The 15,234-nt window shown below is 61.4% G+C and carries 15 protein-coding genes; 3 read left to right on the plus strand and 12 right to left on the minus strand.

Annotation, left to right across the window (positions count from 1 at the left end; translation table 11 throughout):
• The first annotated feature begins 210 nt into the window (after positions 1-210).
• Positions 211-1,164: an IS110 family transposase gene (locus tag E8E68_RS05315; RefSeq protein ID WP_280340090.1), complete on the plus strand. Its 954-nt coding sequence runs from the start codon at positions 211-213 to the stop codon at positions 1,162-1,164.
• 381 nt (positions 1,165-1,545) lie between these two features.
• Here E8E68_RS05315 and E8E68_RS05320 read toward each other — a convergent pair whose 3' ends face one another.
• The 11 genes from E8E68_RS05320 to mcpP form a co-directional block, all read right to left on the minus strand.
• Positions 1,546-2,274 (minus strand): thioredoxin family protein, encoded by a 729-nt coding sequence (locus E8E68_RS05320; RefSeq protein ID WP_266033305.1) that lies wholly within the window; start codon positions 2,272-2,274, stop codon positions 1,546-1,548.
• A 95-nt stretch (positions 2,275-2,369) separates the two neighbouring features.
• Positions 2,370-4,571 (minus strand): LTA synthase family protein, encoded by a 2,202-nt coding sequence (locus E8E68_RS05325; RefSeq protein WP_280340094.1) that lies wholly within the window; start codon positions 4,569-4,571, stop codon positions 2,370-2,372.
• A gap of 136 nt (positions 4,572-4,707) precedes the next feature.
• Positions 4,708-5,988 (minus strand): transporter, encoded by a 1,281-nt coding sequence (locus tag E8E68_RS05330; protein ID WP_110744341.1) that lies wholly within the window; start codon positions 5,986-5,988, stop codon positions 4,708-4,710.
• A 46-nt stretch (positions 5,989-6,034) separates the two neighbouring features.
• The gene (locus tag E8E68_RS05335) at positions 6,035-6,787 is read right to left on the minus strand and encodes a hypothetical protein (protein WP_280340096.1); all 753 of its coding nucleotides are present in this window, start codon (positions 6,785-6,787) and stop codon (positions 6,035-6,037) included.
• Positions 6,788-6,832: 45 nt separating this feature from the next.
• Positions 6,833-7,513 (minus strand): C39 family peptidase, encoded by a 681-nt coding sequence (locus tag E8E68_RS05340; protein WP_266033316.1) that lies wholly within the window; start codon positions 7,511-7,513, stop codon positions 6,833-6,835.
• A 62-nt stretch (positions 7,514-7,575) separates the two neighbouring features.
• Positions 7,576-9,027 carry a heme utilization protein gene (locus E8E68_RS05345; RefSeq protein ID WP_266033319.1) on the minus strand — a complete coding sequence of 484 codons (1,452 nt, stop codon included), beginning with the start codon at positions 9,025-9,027 and terminating at the stop codon, positions 7,576-7,578.
• 50 nt (positions 9,028-9,077) lie between these two features.
• Positions 9,078-9,656 carry an adhesin gene (locus E8E68_RS05350; RefSeq protein ID WP_266033322.1) on the minus strand — a complete coding sequence of 193 codons (579 nt, stop codon included), beginning with the start codon at positions 9,654-9,656 and terminating at the stop codon, positions 9,078-9,080.
• A gap of 1 nt (position 9,657) precedes the next feature.
• Positions 9,658-10,098: a hypothetical protein gene (locus E8E68_RS05355; protein ID WP_110744336.1), complete on the minus strand. Its 441-nt coding sequence runs from the start codon at positions 10,096-10,098 to the stop codon at positions 9,658-9,660.
• 297 nt (positions 10,099-10,395) lie between these two features.
• The gene (locus E8E68_RS05360) at positions 10,396-10,965 is read right to left on the minus strand and encodes an AAA family ATPase (protein WP_280340100.1); all 570 of its coding nucleotides are present in this window, start codon (positions 10,963-10,965) and stop codon (positions 10,396-10,398) included.
• On the minus strand, positions 10,962-11,528 hold the full coding sequence (gene pnuC, locus E8E68_RS05365) for a nicotinamide riboside transporter PnuC (protein WP_280340101.1): 567 nt from the start codon (positions 11,526-11,528) through the stop codon (positions 10,962-10,964). Before pnuC ends, E8E68_RS05360 begins: the two co-directional genes overlap by 4 nt.
• Positions 11,529-11,633: 105 nt before the next feature.
• On the minus strand, positions 11,634-13,268 hold the full coding sequence (gene mcpP / locus E8E68_RS05370; RefSeq protein WP_266033332.1) for a methyl-accepting chemotaxis protein McpP: 1,635 nt from the start codon (positions 13,266-13,268) through the stop codon (positions 11,634-11,636).
• 300 nt (positions 13,269-13,568) lie between these two features.
• On the opposite strand from mcpP, the gene E8E68_RS05375 reads away from it, so the two are divergent.
• Both E8E68_RS05375 and E8E68_RS05380 read left to right on the plus strand, forming a co-directional pair.
• Complete coding sequence (locus E8E68_RS05375; protein ID WP_110744451.1) at positions 13,569-14,399, plus strand: undecaprenyl-diphosphate phosphatase; 831 nt, start codon at positions 13,569-13,571, stop codon at positions 14,397-14,399.
• Entirely contained in the window at positions 14,392-14,805 is a 414-nt protein-coding gene (locus E8E68_RS05380; protein ID WP_280340103.1) for a DUF1294 domain-containing protein, read from the plus strand. The genes E8E68_RS05375 and E8E68_RS05380 overlap by 8 nt, the downstream gene beginning before the upstream one ends.
• Positions 14,806-14,848: 43 nt before the next feature.
• On the opposite strand, the gene E8E68_RS05385 is transcribed toward E8E68_RS05380, so the two are convergent.
• Positions 14,849-15,208 carry an MmcQ/YjbR family DNA-binding protein gene (locus E8E68_RS05385; protein WP_110744331.1) on the minus strand — a complete coding sequence of 120 codons (360 nt, stop codon included), beginning with the start codon at positions 15,206-15,208 and terminating at the stop codon, positions 14,849-14,851.
• Positions 15,209-15,234: the final 26 nt, after the last annotated feature.

Here is a 15,234-nt window from a genome sequence, read left to right on the forward strand (position 1 = left end):
CCCGCTTGTATGGTTAGACTTGAAGGGGTGGTGGGACTAAATGCCCGATTCTGACTGTTACGAGCAGTACAGACCGTGGGAGACATCGCCCCACCCCTTCCACCAAAGCGCCGATAAAGAATGCATCGTTTGCAAGCGACGATAGAAGCAAGCCAGCGCCTCTTGGTGAAAGCCCTTCAAGCCGAAAAACCATAACGTGGAGAGCCGCCGATGGCAATGCAGGTAGTGAAGTCGATCATTGGAGCGGACGTTGCAAAAGCTGAATTGGTGATCCATCACGAGGAGCGTGATGAGATCATCAAGCTGAAAAACTCCAAATCTGAAATCAATAAGTGGCTCAAGCAGCAGCCACTGAACACGGCTATCGCCGTTGAAGCGACCAACATCTATCACTTGGATCTGGTCGAGCTAGCCCACGGCATGGGCTTTGATGTTTATGTCATTGATGGATTTCAACTGAGTAACTATCGCAAGAGTGTTGGCGGCCGAGTCAAAACTGACCCGTCCGATGCGCGGTTGCTGTCCCGTTTTCTGAAAAACGAGGGTGAGGATCTTCGCCCTTGGACCCCGCCTCCCGCCGTCTACGGCAAGCTGCAGAGCCTTCTGCGGCGCAGGGCTGCGCTGGTATCGGCCCGTACTGCAATGACGCAGAGCTGGGCTAACGAGGGCCTGTTGAAAGCAGCCTTCGAAACCTTCGTCAAGTCGATAGAACGGCTGGACTTGCTGATACAAAAGAAGATCAAAGAAGTATTGCGAGAGGCAGGGCTGCTTGAACAGGTTATTCGCTGCCAGGCCGTGGAAGGTATTGGTTTTCTCACAGCGTCAGCACTGGTAATGGCGTTTATCAGAGGCGAATTCAAAAGCAGTGACGCTTACATCGCCTTCTTGGGGATGGACCTGCGAGTGAATGACTCCGGGCAAAAGAATGGACGCCGCCGCCTTACAAAGCGAGGCTGTTCGGAGATTCGTCGTTTGTTGCATAACGCAGCGATGTCGGCCAGTAGGTCAACTACCTGGAAGGACGTGTATGAGCAGTATCGGAGCAACGGTAAAGCAACGACCCAGGCACTAGTGATCTTGGCTCGCAAGCTCGCTCGCGTCGCATTCGCCCTGATGCGAGATCAGGGCGAATACGTCACCAAAAGCCGGAAATTGGCTTGCTGAAAACCATAGAATCTCCCACAGGTACCCCCGCAGGCTTGAGGCTGATGCAGTACCTGAGGAAACAACTCGCTTGCTCAATTTCTAGAAACTAGCGCGATCCCTGTGGGAGCGGGCTTGTCCCGCGAACACGGGCGAAGCCCGTGCCATCCACCACGGCGTGGGTTTCGGGGGCAAGCCCGCTTCCACAGCTGGGCAACCCGTTCGTCGTTCAGCATTGCGGTTTGCTGTTCGATCTCAACCCATTCACCGCTCTCACTCCAGATTCTAATGCCCTATCAAGACACAAGCGGGCATGTCCGCGAAGAAACCAACGCGGTGGAGGGCACCGGCGTTGCCGGTGTTCGCGGGTGAACCCGTTCCTGCAGGTGTGTGTTGCCTGCATCAGCTGTGACAGCAGTGGGGCTTGTCCGGCTGCCCTGCATAGCGGTCATGGTGGCGCACCCAGTCCATGGTCCCGCTTTCATTACGTCCCAGTGGCGCAATGTCGAGGAAGTTATAGGTATTGACCAGGATGTCCAGCCCGCGGGCATAGGTCGAGTAGGTGTGGTACACGCTGCCGTCCGTGTCGCGGTAGAACGCACTCAAGCCGGGCAGCTCGCTTTCATTGCCGTCATAAGGCTCATAGTTGTACTGGCGCTCGCCTGCATTGCCAACACTTACGCCAAAGTCCTCGTTGAAGCCGCTGCCATGCGACGAATACCAGCGGAACTGCCAGCCCATGCGCTGGCGGAATGCCTGGAATTCGGCATAGGGCGCGCGTGACACGGCCACCAGCGACACGTCGTGGTGGGTCAGGTGCAGGTTGGCGCCGTCAAAGTGGTCGGCCAGGAACGAGCAGCCGGGGCAACCCTCGCTCCAGCCTTCGGCGAACATGAAGTGGTATAGGAGCAATTGGCTCCGGCCTGCGAACAACTCGCCCAGGCTCAACTCGCCGTCTGGCCCGTGGAAGCGATAGTCGTGCTCGACTTTGACCCAAGGCAGTGCGCGACGCGCTGCGGACAGCGCGTCGCGGTGGTGGGTGAAGGCTTTTTCGTGCAGCCACAGTTGCCGGCGGGCCGCCAGCCACTGGCTGCGGGAAACCACCGGGTGCCTGCTTTCGCTGGTGCTCATGGTGCTTCTCTCCACGCTGTGGGATTCACACACTAGTCGAGCACGTGCTCGGTGAATCGACAGGCACCGGTGGCCGGGCGATGAGCGGTAGCCCCTCAGCCCGAATGGGCGATATGCCCCTCAGTCAGTTCATCGGCCGCCTCATCCTCGCCGGGCAATGCAGTGATCACGCTGAAGTCGCTGATTTCCACCTTGCCGCCGCCATAGCCCAGCAAATGGAAGGAGAACGCCTTGCGCTCGGTCGGGTTGTCGAAGCCGAACTCCATTTCCAGCGGCTGGTCGGCGGTGACTTTGACTTCTTCCGGCAGGCCCAGTGGCACATCCTGCTCCAGCTGCTTGGCCTTGAGCTGGATGTAGGCTGCACGCTTGGGGTCCAGCGAGCGTACCTTGACCCGCACGCGAGTATGCGAGCCCTCGGGCATTTCCAGGTACTGGGCGCCAATCAGGTTGTCGGCCCAGTCATCCTGAATGCGCTTGCGCAACTTGATCGGCGCAGGGCCGCCGAACTGGTAACGCAGGTTGAGCGGGGTTTGCATCAGGGACTGATCCAGTACCCCGGCCAAGGCGCCAACCTGCTGACCGAGCAAGCTGTCGCCGGGCCCCAGGTAGCGGGCCTGGTCGGCGATGAAGCCTTCGCTGGCGTAACGCCTGCAGCGCTGCTGGAAGTCGCACTCGGTGAACACGCCCTGGCCATTGTGGTAGCGCAGCATGCCGTTGGTGTAGGCGATCATCTCACGGCCAGTGTCATAGTCGCGGTACAGCGAGCGACCGCCCAGCGCGATGGGGATGGGCAGTGAGAAGTAGTCGAGCAGCGATGTCGCCAGGTCGACATGGCCGTATGTGCCACGCTTGATGTGCGGCAACTGGGCCTGCTCCGGTGCCAGGGTAAGGTTGAAGCCCCACGACGAAGCCAGGCGCACACCATCGATGCCGTGGGACTCGTCGGAAGTCAGCACAACCAGGGTGTCCTTGAGCACGCCCTGACGTTCCAGGCCGTCGAGAAATGCCCCGACGGCGTCATCCAGGTAGGCCACCGCCGCCTGTTTCGGGGTGTCGTAGCGTTCAAGGTATTCGGCCGGGGCCGAATACGGCTGGTGAGTGCCCACGGTAAGCAAAGTCAGCATCCAAGGCTTGTCCTGCTTCTGCAACTGGCCGACGTAGCCCAAGGCACCTTCGAAGAACGCGCGGTCATCCTTGCCCCAGGGAAAATCCAGGTAATTCTTGTTGCGGAACCACTCCAGCCCGTGCACCGAGTCGAAGCCGATGTGCGGCATGATGCGGTCCTTGGCCATGAAGCGCAGGCCTGCGCCCTGTAGGTAGTGGGTGGTAAAGCCGGCCTGGCGCAGTTGCGCCGGCAGGCAGGCCTGGTTGCGTTCGTTCTGGGTCAGCAGCTCCACGCCCTTGGGCGTGCCGTTGGCCAGTTTGTCGTAGTCACCGCACAACATCGCGTACAGGCCGCGGATGGTTTGATGAGTGTGTAATACGTAGTCAGGGGTGTTCATGCCGCGCTCGGCCCACTTGCTGAGCTTGGGCATGAGGTCTTCGTCGAAACGGCTGTGCAGCGCCTGGCGGTTGGGCCGCAGGTAGGCGCCGGGGATACCTTCCATGGTGATGACCAGCAAGTTGCGCGCGCTACCCGGGCCGGCAAGCAGGCGTTGGCCATGCAGGTCGGATTGGGTCAGGCCGGCGCTGGGCAGCGGGGTGAAGGGCTGTGTCTGGCCCATCCAGCCTTCGACCTGGCGTTGCAGGTCGCCGACACCGGCAGACATCAGCTGGTGAGTGAGGTTGTATTGCCGCCACTGGTCGGCGTCCGAAGGCAGCACGTGTTGGCTGCCCCAATGGGCGGCGAACAGCAGTACCGGTATGGACCAGGCCTTGCGCGGAAGAGGGTGGCTGAGCGCTGCGCGGCTGCGCCAGGCGCTGGCCAGCCAGGCCAGCAGGCCGCCGCCCATGACCCAGGGCAGCCAGGCATGGGCCATACCGCCGCCGGTCGAATTTTCCATGAACTGCGGGTCGAGCAAGTAGGTCAGGTCGGCGCTGGTGGGCAGGCGGCCCACCGCGCTTACAAGTTCGGCAGAGGCGACCCAAAGAGCCGCCCAGGCCAGCAGTATGGGGAGGGCCAGCCACCATGGCCGGCGGTGCAGCAGCAACAGCAGCAGGCTGCCGAGTGCGAGGTCGGACAGGTAACCGAGCGGGTTGGACCAACCCAGCATGGCGCGCGTACCCAGTGGGATCACCAGCACCAGGCCTGCCAGGGCGGCAAGCCGGATACGTGGGTGGTCGGACAGGTTCTTCACAAAAACATCCCTTTTGCCATCAAATCGTCATACATCTGTGCATGATGATAACAGGCCAGGGCAGGTAACGCGGTCGGCTACAAGGCTGGTAACCATTTGCCGGGCCCGCCTGGCGGGGCCCGGCCAGTTGTAACTGTCAGAAGTAGTAGGGGAATTTCAGGCTGAAGGAAAAGTCCGGGGCATCATCGGTCAGACCAATGGACAGGTTGGGCACGATGGTCAGGTTGTCGGTGGCGGCGAAGGTCAAGCCGATGTTGAAGTTGGCGGCGTTATAGTCACTGTTGGAGATCGACTGCCAGTCGCCGCCGTCCGGTTTGATCTTGCTCTTGCGGGCGAACTGGTCCGACACCGAGAACGACATGCTCATCTTCTCGTTGAGGGCAAAGGCGATACCGCCGCCGATCTGCCAGGAGTCGCCGAGCTTGACGTCACCCGGGACCTTGCTGTTGACCTGCGGGCTGATGTCGCTGAACGAGTCCTCCATGTTGTAGGTGTAGGACAGGCTGCCGAACAGCACGGCCGGGTCGAAGGTTTTCACCAGCGATATGCCCGGGGTAATCGACCACACGCCATTGCCGGTCGGCAGGCTTTCCGGTACCGACAGGTTGCTGTTGCCATCGACCTCGCGCAGCTTGATGCCGTACGGGTCCTTGCCTGTCGGCGCCTTGATGCGCAGGGTTGCGACTGCGTCGGGCCAGGTTTCGTCCTCGTCGAGGAACTTGTAGGCCACGCCGACGTTGACATCGCCAATCTCGGGGTCGCGGGTCACCGACGCGTCAGACGTGCTGGCCCCGGCGCCACCTGCGCCACCCGACGAGTAAGTCGACTCGCGGTACACCACGGGCACGTTGATGTCGAACTGCCAGCGCTGCGCCAGGTTGTAGCGCGCGGTCATGTCCAGGGTCCAGTTATCGGCCTTGATGCGGTCGAGGTTGATGCTGCCGAGAAAGATCGAGTCCAGGGCCAAAAAGCCGTTGAGGGTCAGCGCACGGGTATCGTAATGGGTATAGGTGACGCCGGTTTCGAAGCTGAACTTGCCCCCGCCAAAGAATCCGCTGGCTTCGTCATACAGGTTGGAAACGCTTTGCGCCGGCTCGGAATCGGCCGTCAGCGCTTGGCCGTAGGAGCTTCCTGTGGTGCCCGGTGCGCCAGAGGCAACGGTCTGTGCACCTTTCACGCCCTCGGCGGGAGACTTGACCAGGCGTCTGGGTTGCGCGGCAGCTGGGGCCTCCTCGACCTGGCGCACACGTTGCTCCAGCACCATCAGCGCCTGTTGCTGCGCCTCATAGCGGCGTTTGAGTTCAATCAGTTCCTGTTTCAGCGCTTCGACTTGTGGGTCGGCGGCTGCGTAAAGTGCGGTGGCGGGGGCCAAGGTAGTCAAGCACACAAAAGCTCTGAGCGTAAAAGATCGGTACATGGAGTTGCCGTCCCTTCCAACTACTTTTGATGAGACTGAGCGTAGATCAGTATCCGAAGGTGCGAAGACCTTTGAGCTGGTCGAGGCTACCGTTCAGCGAAGCCGCTGTCGGCACGCTCTCGCGCATGACAACGTTCAGGGTGGTGACGTTGTTGACCAGGTTGCCGTTGCCAAGCAGCGTCGAGTTCTGCAGCAGGCCACCTTGGGCCAGGCGTTGCACGCTGCTGCCCTGGTTGTTGCTGGCATTGATGTTGACCTGCACGCCCACACCACTGGAGGACACACTCAGCGCGCCGGCGCCATTTTTCCCGACCAGGGTCTGCCCGGCGGCCAGTACCTGGCCTTGCTGTTGGACGGCGGGGGCCTGGTTCGCTTTGGTCACGTTGATATCGACGTTGTTGTAAGCGGCGTTGTTGTCACCGGCGGCACGGACCACCTGGGTCACACCTTCGGTGGTGGTCAGGCCTTTGCCGCCCGTTACCACGCCAGTCCCGGCAGTAGAAGCGCTGCTCGGCGCCGTACCTGCGCCTTTTTTATCAATCATCGATACATAGAACTGGGGTTTGATGGTCGATTGCTGAACTTGCAGCGTTGACGTTGCCCCGATCACATCCCCTTTTGTATTTTGCCAGGTGCTGGACATGACGATGCCGAAGCTCACGATTCGTCCGGGCATCACATAGCGGCCCCGCAGGTTCGCCAGCTCCTGGTCCTTCAGTTCGATGGGTTTCAACACCTCTGCGTGACTGGGCAAGCTGGCTGCCAGGCAGGCGATGGCCAACCACAATGAAGTCTTCATGAAATGCTCCCTGGAGCCTCATGCTCCTTGTCATTAGTACAGTCGTTAGAAGAAGTCGCTTTTGATGAAGCCGAAGTCCAGCAACTCTGCGTCCTGCACGGGGGTGAAGTTGTTCACCCGGCCCTTGGCGGTCAGTGGCAGGGGCGGGTCGAGCAGGATGTTGTTCTTGTCGTAACCCTGGCCGATCACGGCGAAGATGATGCCGTTCCAGCCCTTGAGAAAATCGTCGACCTTGTAGCGCCGGTGCCCCAGCACGGGATCACCCACATATACCCAGCCCCTGTCGACTTTTTGCATGACCACGAAGTGTTTGTAGCCACGCACGTCCATCAGCACCACGACCGGAATGCGCACGCTGTGCAACGTGTCGGGGGCTACCCGGTAGCCGCGGGCACGCATGCCCAGGCTTTCGACGTAGCGTTTCATGTCGAGCATCGAGAAGCCCTGGGTACGCACCAGGTCCTGGTCGGCGTGGGCGAGCATGCCTTCGATGATCTGGTGTTCGTCGACGTCCAGCCAGTAGGCCTGGCGCAGGATGGTCGCCAGCGCGGCGGCGCCGCAGCTGAAGTCGGTCTTCTGTTGCACCAGGTCGGCGAACTTGCGTTCGCGTAGGCTCTGGATAGGCTTGAACACGACAGCGCCGCCCGGCAGGACGGACAGCGGCATTTGTGCAGCTTCGCTCACGCTGGCCAGGCACAGCAAAAACGCCAGGGCAATAATGCGCATGATCGGATGCCTTCTTGTTCTGTGGAAGAAAGGCCCCCCGAAGGGGGCCTCAAGCGCAGCGATCAGAACGAGGTGTTGGAGATGGCCAGCGAGTTGCTTTGCTGGTTGCCCACACCGGCAGCCACGTTCACGCCCAGGTTGCCGCTGCCACCGTTCACCGAACCGCTAAGGGTTGCAGTGTTGGTAACTGGGTTGGCCCAGCCGGTCGGGGTCAGCACTTGGAAGGACACGGTATTGCTCAAGTCGTAAGCACTGCTTTCGCTGTAGCTCTTCGAGACGTCGTTGGACGACTGATGCGATTTCTCGCCAGACTTGGCGTATTCGGACGCCGAAGCGTTCTCGTACGAGGACTCGTGGGACTTCGTGTACGAAGAATCGCGAGACTTGTCATACGACGATTCGCGCGACTTGTCGTAGTTGGAGTCGAAGGCCTTCTCGAACGACGAGTCGTATGCACTTTCGCGCGACTTGTCGACCGAGACATCCAGCGAAGCGTTCAGCGAGCCATCGAAGCTGCTGCTACGGGTGCGTTCGCGACGACCGTCGTCCGTGGTGACAGTGCGGGTGGCATCAGCTGCAGCGGCCAGGCTGGCGTTGAGGCTGGCACTGCTCGACGAGCTGGCGCTGCCACTGGCCGAGCCGCTGGCGCTCCAGCCATTGGAGCCGCTGGCAGTCATGCTGCTGGAGCCACTGGCGTTGCTGGATTTCGACCCGGCCGAGTTCCAGCCACTGGAGCCGCTGTTGCTGGCGCTTTGCGAACCGGCCACGCTGAAGCTCGAAGACGAGCTGCGGTCGTCGGTCGAGTTGAAGGTGCCGTCACGCGAGCTCGAGCCGCTGGCCGACTTGGTGATGGTAATCGTATCCACCCGGTAGGTGCGGTCGGCGCTGTTGTTCACGGTCAGGCCAGGGCCGTCCTGGTTTGCCGAGGCGGTGGCGGTCGCATTACCCAGCGGGGCGCCCGTGTTGGCGATGGCCATGGTGTTTTTCTGCTGGTTGAGGTCGCCACCGGCAATGTTGATGCCGATGTTGCCCTCAGCCCCGCTGGCCGAGCCACTCATCAAAGCAGAAGACTGCGTCGAGTAGTTGTCTACGCGGTTGTCGCTGCTGGTCTGCTGCACGTCGGCAGTAGCGCTGGCCATACCGAACACGAAGCTGTTGTCCAGGCTCGATTCGGAGCCGGCATTGGCGATGGCAGCCGCATTGTCCTGCTGGTTGCCGTTACCGGCCGCCACGTTGATGCCGACGTTGCCGCTGGAGCCAGTGCCCGAGTCGCTCATCTCGGCTTCGTTGATGGTGCCTTGGTTGCTGATGCGGTTATCGGTACTGGACTGGGTATCCCAGGCGTTGGCCGTTGCATACACAGGGATCTTGGTGGGTGGAGGCGTGTGCTGACCATTGTTATGGTGGCCGTTATGGTGGTCATTGCGCCGATCGTTTTGCCCAGCTTGTACAGCAACAGCCATGACCGCAGCAATTGCGAAAACCAGAGGCTTGATTGCCATCGAGGGTTTCATGGTGATTCTCCGTACGCTATTAGGTTAAGTGTCGTTCTTGACTGAAAGGGTCAATCCGCGACCCGGATGCTCAAGGTGTTGGCCATGCGGTTTCCCACCCCGGCACTCTGGTTCAACTGGATCACCCCACGGCTACCGGTGAAGGCCTGGTCACTGGTGGTGACCTGGCGATAGCCGGCTGGAATGTCAGTTGCTCCGGAGTTGTTGATCAGCGCCACGTTCTGTTGCATGAGTACGCTGTCGTCGATGCTTTGCGGTTGCGCGCCAACGCTGATGCTGAGGGCGTTGGCTTGCTGGGTATTGGCGCCGGCGCTCTGGTTCACGCCCAGGGCACCACTGCCGTTGCTGAAGGCGTTGCCCCGAATGGTCGCGTGGGCGTCCATTGCAGGGTCGGCCGGGGTATTCAGGCGTTGGCGGATCTGCGTGCTGGCGCTGGCTTCGGGGCCGACAGCGATGGCACGCGCATTGGCCTGCTGCTGTTTGTCGCCAGCGGCCTGGTTGACAGAGAGGTTGCCCTGATAGCGGCTGCCGGAACTGTCGATATCGGCGTTGTTGATGACGGGAACGAGGGATTGCGCGAAGACCGGTGCAGTGCACAGGGTGGCCAGCATCAGCAGCGTGAGCTTCATCTCACTTGCCCCCGCCAGTCAGGATCTGCAGCGGCGCCAGGCCGCGCTGCACACTTGAGTTGACCATGTTGGCGATACCGTTACCCGAGCCACCCGTGCCACGGCCACCTGACAGGTTGGGTAGTTGGTTCTGGTTGCCGAGGTTTCCACCGAGGTTGTTGGTCTGCTGGGTGATCAGGTTGCTGATGCCGGCGCCGCTGCTGATGCTGGCGAAGTCGCCGTCACTCAGCTCGTTGGTCTGCTTGAGCACGTAGGCAGATGGGTTGGCATTGACGGTGGTGGGGTTGGGGTCAGGTATCAGCGGCGGAATCGTCGCGTTTCGCACCTGGACATCGCGGGTGATGATGATGATCCCCTTGTCGGCCTGCGCCGTCAGGCTCAGCGACCCCAGTACACACCCAATCAGCAAGACGTGATAAAGGCGATTGTCTGTTTTCCTCACGACGGCAATTCCTTCTTTGAGCGCTGGGCCTGTTCAGCGATGCGAACAAGAGAGCAGAAGGTGTGCCGCTTTCGGGAATCGTTTTCAGATCAATGGGTTAGCGCCAGAGGCTGACAAATCGCGGCGCATTTTGTCTCAGCCGTGAAACAGATAGCGGCAGGCGTCGCCGGCGAAACCAGCAGTGGCCTTGACTGGAAAGGTTTTTGCAGGGGTGTTTCATCAGCTTGACACTGCCCCCGGATCGGGGGGCGGGCCCGCATTTTCGGGGGCTTTGCCCCAGCGGAGTGTGTCAGCGGCTTAACACGCTGAGCGACAGGGTGGCGGAGTGCTATCAATGAGCTTAGCCACTGTTTGCAGGGCCAGCAACTGGCGCTGAGGCCAATTGCCATCAATGATTTTGTAGGCTTGGTCATTTTGTTCGAGCCAGCGCAGGCTGTCATCGAAAAAGCGCTGACGGTCGCCCGGCTCGGGTTGGCAGCGCTGCCCATCGGCGACCCACTCCACCCCTTGCGGGCTAAGCAACAGGTGCAAGTCATAGCGCCGTGCCAGCAATGCCTGCTCCATCCAGGCTGGGCAGTCGTCGAACAGCGCTTTGCTCCACAGCATATTGCTCAGCAGATGGGTGTCCAGAATCAGCAACGGCGGGGCCTGCTCCCGGGCGTGGTCTTCCCACGCCAGCTGGCCGCGTGCGATGGCTGGGATATCGGCATAACAGGTGTCGCGGCCTTCCTGGTCGATGAAATGGCGCACGTACTCGGCCACCACCACGCCACCGAAATGCGCCTGGATCACGCCGCTGAGCCAGCTTTTGCCGCTGGATTCCGGGCCGCACAACACCAGTACTTTCATCGCCTGTTGCATGCTCATGCCTGCGCCAGCGCCGGGTCACGGCGCCATTCCAGCCAGCCGCGCACCGCGATCAGGGTGAGCACGGCGAAGAAGCCGGCAGTGAAGTACAACTGCTGGTGCAGGTACTGGCCCACATAGATGACGTCGACTGCCACCCACAGCGGCCAGCATTGCAGGCGTTTTTGCGCCATCCACCATTGCGCCACCAGGCTGAAGCCGGTCAGGCTGGCATCCAGCCAAGGCAGGGCGGCATCGGTCCAGTTGGCCATGGCCGTACCCAGCGCGACGCTCAGCACAAGCCCGGCAGCAAGGCCACCGAAGAGTGCCGGGCGTTGCAGGCGGGTGACCTGACGGGCGTCTTGCGCGTGGCCTGGGCGCTTCCATTGCCACCAGCCGTAGAGTTGCAGGATGGCGTAGGCCAGTTGCAGCAACATGCCCGAGTACAGTTTGACTTCGTAGAACAGCCAGCCGTAAATCAGCACCATGACCAGGCCGATTGGCCAGCACCAAGCGTTCTGCTTGACCGTGAGCCAGACAGCGGTGACGCCGAGGACGGCGGCGATGAGTTCAAGGCCGGACATCGGCGATCCTTGGCGGCTGCGGGGGAGGGCCGCGATTGTAGCTGTTCGTGGTGTGAAGGTGTAGCGCGCCAGCGATTCTCAATGCATGCAGAGAACGTGCTGGTGCTACACGCGGAACTGGCGCAGCAACTGCTCCAACGCCTCGCTCAACTGCCCCAGCGCTACACCGGCATCGCTCGATTGGCGCGCCGCATCGGCGGTCTGCTGGGATAGCCCGGCGGTATCCAGCACATTACGGTTGATCTCCTCGACCACATGCGATTGTTGCAAGGTAGCGCTGGCGATGGAGGCATTCAGGGCGGTGAGGTTGTTCAACACCTGGTTGATGGCGTCCAGGCTGGCGCCGGCCTCGCGGGCTTGCTCGACGGTCTGGCGCGACGCCTCGCTGCTGGTATCGATTGCCCGGACAGCGGCGTCCGACTGGCTCTGCAGGTGCTCGATCATGGTATGGATCTCAGCCGTGGACTGCGCCGTGCGCTGGGCCAGCAGGCGCACCTCATCGGCAACCACGGCAAAGCCACGGCCTTGCTCGCCGGCCCGAGCGGCTTCGATGGCCGCATTCAATGCCAGCAGGTTGGTCTGTTCGGCAATCGAGCGAATCACGTCCAGTACCCCGCCGATGCGCGTGCTGTGCCCGGCCAAGTCGCGGATCACCTGCACGGCCTGGTCGATGGTCAGCGAAAGGCGGTCGATCTGCGCCAGGCTGCCGTGGATGGCCTGCTGGCCGTGCGTTACCTGCTGCTGTGCGGTGCGCATTTCACCGGCAGCCTGTTCGGCCGTCTTGGCCACGTCCTGCACCGCATAGGTCACTTCATTGACTGCCGTGGCCACCTGGTCCATCTGCAGTGATTGCCGGGCGCTGTGCTGTTGGGCGGCACCGGCGTTGTCGCCGACATGCCCGGCAGACTGGGCCAGCGCGTGGGCGGCCCCCTGCAACTGGCCAACTACGCCTTGAAGCTTGCCGTTGAAGCGGTTGAAGTGTTCGCCCAGTTGGCTGATTTCGTCATGGCCATGGGTGTCCAGGCGCCGGGTCAGGTCGCTCTCGCCACTGGCGATGTTGCCCATGGCTTGCACCGCCTCCTGCAAGGGGCGGGCGATGCTGCGAGCAATCAGCATGACCACCAGCGCCATCAGCAGGGCAATGCCCACGCCCACCAGCGAGACATCACGCAGCTGGCGGGCGAATTCTGCCTGCACATCATCGACGTATACGCCCGAACCGATGATCCAGCCCCACGGTTTGAACAGCTGTATATAGGAGGTCTTCGCCACCGGTTCGCTGGCGCCGGGCTTGGGCCAGCGATAATTGACCGGGCCGGCATCCTGCTGGCGGGCCAGGGCGACCATTTCGTTGAAAACGGCAAAGCCGTCGGGGTCGCGGATGGCCGACAGGTCCTGGCCGTCAAGCTTGGGGTTGGCCGGATGCATGATCATCCTCGGCCCCAGGTCGTTGATCCAGAAGTAGTCGTCGTGGTCGTAGCGCAGCGCGCGCACTACCTGCAGCGCCTGCTGCTGGGCGGCTTCGCGGCTGAGCGTGCCGGCCGCCTCCAGGCCCTGGTAGTAGGCCAACACACCCGCAGCGGTCTGTACCACGTGGCGGGTTTTTTCCGCCTTGGCCTGGTACAGGTCACCGTGGATCTGGCGCAGCATCAGCAGCCCCAACACCACCAGCATGGCTACCGCCACCACGAGGATCAGCCACAGGCGACGGCTGATCGACATTGATCTCAGAGTCTTCATCCAGGAGCTCCCGCATTGTTCTTGTTATTCAGATGCATCCAAGCATGCTTTGCACCCAGGGCCCACCAGACTAATGGCTAAGTGCTATCTTCGTGGCAGTCTGCAGCAGGGTCGAACAAGCCGATTGCAAAGGCGCTCTGTTAGCATTTCGGCCGCGCTGGATGAAACCTTTAGCGGGCGTGAACTTTTCCACTGGCATTGGTCCCAACAGTCGCTGTAAAACAGCCGGGCCGCGTGCGGCAATCACAAGCAAATCAAGAACAAGGGGCCTGCGACGCGCAGCGCTCCATCGGGGGAATGATGGATTTTTGGACTGCCTTCCAGGCAATCATCTTGGGCGTGGTGGAAGGGTTGACGGAGTTTCTGCCGATCTCCAGTACAGGCCACCAGATCATCGTCGCTGACCTGATCGGTTTTGGCGGCGAACGGGCCATGGCTTTCAACATCATCATTCAGCTGGCGGCGATCCTGGCGGTGGTATGGGAGTTCCGCAGCAAGATTCTCGAAGTGGTTTTCGGCCTGACCAGCCAGCCCTCAGCGCGGCGTTTCACCGGCAACCTGCTGTTGGCGTTCATGCCGGCCGTGGTGCTGGGTGTGCTGTTCGCCGACCTGATTCATGAGTACCTGTTCAACCCGATCACCGTCGCGGCTGCGTTGGTAGTGGGCGGTGTGATCATGCTCTGGGCCGAGCGCCGCGACCATCGCGTGCAGGTTGACCACGTGGACGAGATGCGCTGGAGCCATGCCCTGAAGATCGGTTTCATCCAGTGCCTGGCGATGATCCCGGGCACTTCGCGTTCCGGTTCGACCATCATCGGCGGCCTGCTGTTTGGCCTGTCGCGCAAGGCGGCGACCGAGTTTTCGTTCTTTCTGGCGATGCCGACCATGGTCGGTGCAGCGGTCTATTCAGGCTACAAGTACCGTGACTTGTTCCAGCCCGCTGACCTGCCAGTGTTCGCGATTGGTTTTGTGACCTCGTTCATCTTCGCCATGATCGCGGTACGGGCGCTGCTCAAGTTCATTGCCAACCACAGCTATGCGGCGTTTGCGTGGTATCGCATCGTGTTCGGCCTGTTGATCCTGGCGACCTGGCAGTTTGGTTGGGTTGATTGGTCGACCGCACATGGCTGAGGCGCTGCGGGGGCAAAGGGTTGCTGGGGTGCAGAATGCGCGCCTGAAGCTGCTGGTGTTGGTTGTGTTGTGCCTGTTACCGGGCCTGGGGGCGGCGCGCATGGCCTGGAATGACCAGGCCTGGTGGCCGCTGGCCCTGTACCCGGTCATGAGCCTGATCAGCCTGTTGCTGTATTGGCAGGACAAGCAGCAGGCGCGTACCCAGGCCTGGCGGACACCCGAGAAAGTGCTGCATGCCAGTGAACTGCTGGGCGGATGGCCCGGGGCGTTGCTGGCACAGCAACTGTTCCGGCACAAGACGCGCAAGGTTTCGTACCAGCTGGTGTTCTGGGTGATCGTGCTGGTGCATCAGGTGTTCTGGGCGGACTGGCTGTTTTTTGATGGGCGCTATCTGCCTGTTGGTTGAGGCGTGGCTGCCCCGGCGTCTTCGTAGGCTTGTCCAGGTGGCGTCATATCAACAACCCCACCTGCGCGCGCTTGGGCAGCCGCCGCACCACCAGCTGGTGTGAACGCTGCAGCAAATCGCACAGCTCATCACGGCCCATGGGGTAGGGCAGCGCCATGCTGATCCACCGCGCCCGCGCCAGATATGGCGCTGGCCGCACCCCTGGGCGGTCGCAATAGCCGAGAAACAGTTCATCGGCCACCTTGAACGACAACCCCGCACCCGCCAGGTCGAGCACCGCGAACATCTTGTTGCCGGCTACCGAGAACACCCGGATGCCGCCCCATTTGTAGTCTTCTCGCGCCCCCGGCAGGCCCAGGCAAAACGCCGCCACCTGAGCCTCGCTCATCTTCCTTTCAGACATACCGTTCTCCACACGCTTCAAACGAG

Source organism: Pseudomonas sp. BN607, from assembly GCF_029871175.1.
In the GTDB taxonomy this organism is placed as follows: domain Bacteria; phylum Pseudomonadota; class Gammaproteobacteria; order Pseudomonadales; family Pseudomonadaceae; genus Aquipseudomonas.

Bases quoted from the DNA above. Each gene is read 5' to 3' on its own strand.
- E8E68_RS05315 (WP_280340090.1), top strand. From the start codon at position 211: ATGGCAATGCAGGTAGTGAAGTCGATCATTGGAGCGGACGTTGCAAAA.
- E8E68_RS05320 (WP_266033305.1), bottom strand. From the start codon at position 2,274: ATGAGCACCAGCGAAAGCAGGCACCCGGTGGTTTCCCGCAGCCAGTGG.
- E8E68_RS05330 (WP_110744341.1), bottom strand. From the start codon at position 5,988: ATGTACCGATCTTTTACGCTCAGAGCTTTTGTGTGCTTGACTACCTTG.
- E8E68_RS05335 (WP_280340096.1), bottom strand. From the start codon at position 6,787: ATGAAGACTTCATTGTGGTTGGCCATCGCCTGCCTGGCAGCCAGCTTG.
- E8E68_RS05340 (WP_266033316.1), bottom strand. From the start codon at position 7,513: ATGCGCATTATTGCCCTGGCGTTTTTGCTGTGCCTGGCCAGCGTGAGC.
- E8E68_RS05345 (WP_266033319.1), bottom strand. From the start codon at position 9,027: ATGAAACCCTCGATGGCAATCAAGCCTCTGGTTTTCGCAATTGCTGCG.
- E8E68_RS05350 (WP_266033322.1), bottom strand. From the start codon at position 9,656: ATGAAGCTCACGCTGCTGATGCTGGCCACCCTGTGCACTGCACCGGTC.
- E8E68_RS05360 (WP_280340100.1), bottom strand. From the start codon at position 10,965: ATGAGCATGCAACAGGCGATGAAAGTACTGGTGTTGTGCGGCCCGGAA.
- pnuC (WP_280340101.1), bottom strand. From the start codon at position 11,528: ATGTCCGGCCTTGAACTCATCGCCGCCGTCCTCGGCGTCACCGCTGTC.
- mcpP (WP_266033332.1), bottom strand. From the start codon at position 13,268: ATGAAGACTCTGAGATCAATGTCGATCAGCCGTCGCCTGTGGCTGATC.
- E8E68_RS05375 (WP_110744451.1), top strand. From the start codon at position 13,569: ATGGATTTTTGGACTGCCTTCCAGGCAATCATCTTGGGCGTGGTGGAA.
- E8E68_RS05380 (WP_280340103.1), top strand. From the start codon at position 14,392: ATGGCTGAGGCGCTGCGGGGGCAAAGGGTTGCTGGGGTGCAGAATGCG.
- E8E68_RS05385 (WP_110744331.1), bottom strand. From the start codon at position 15,208: ATGTCTGAAAGGAAGATGAGCGAGGCTCAGGTGGCGGCGTTTTGCCTG.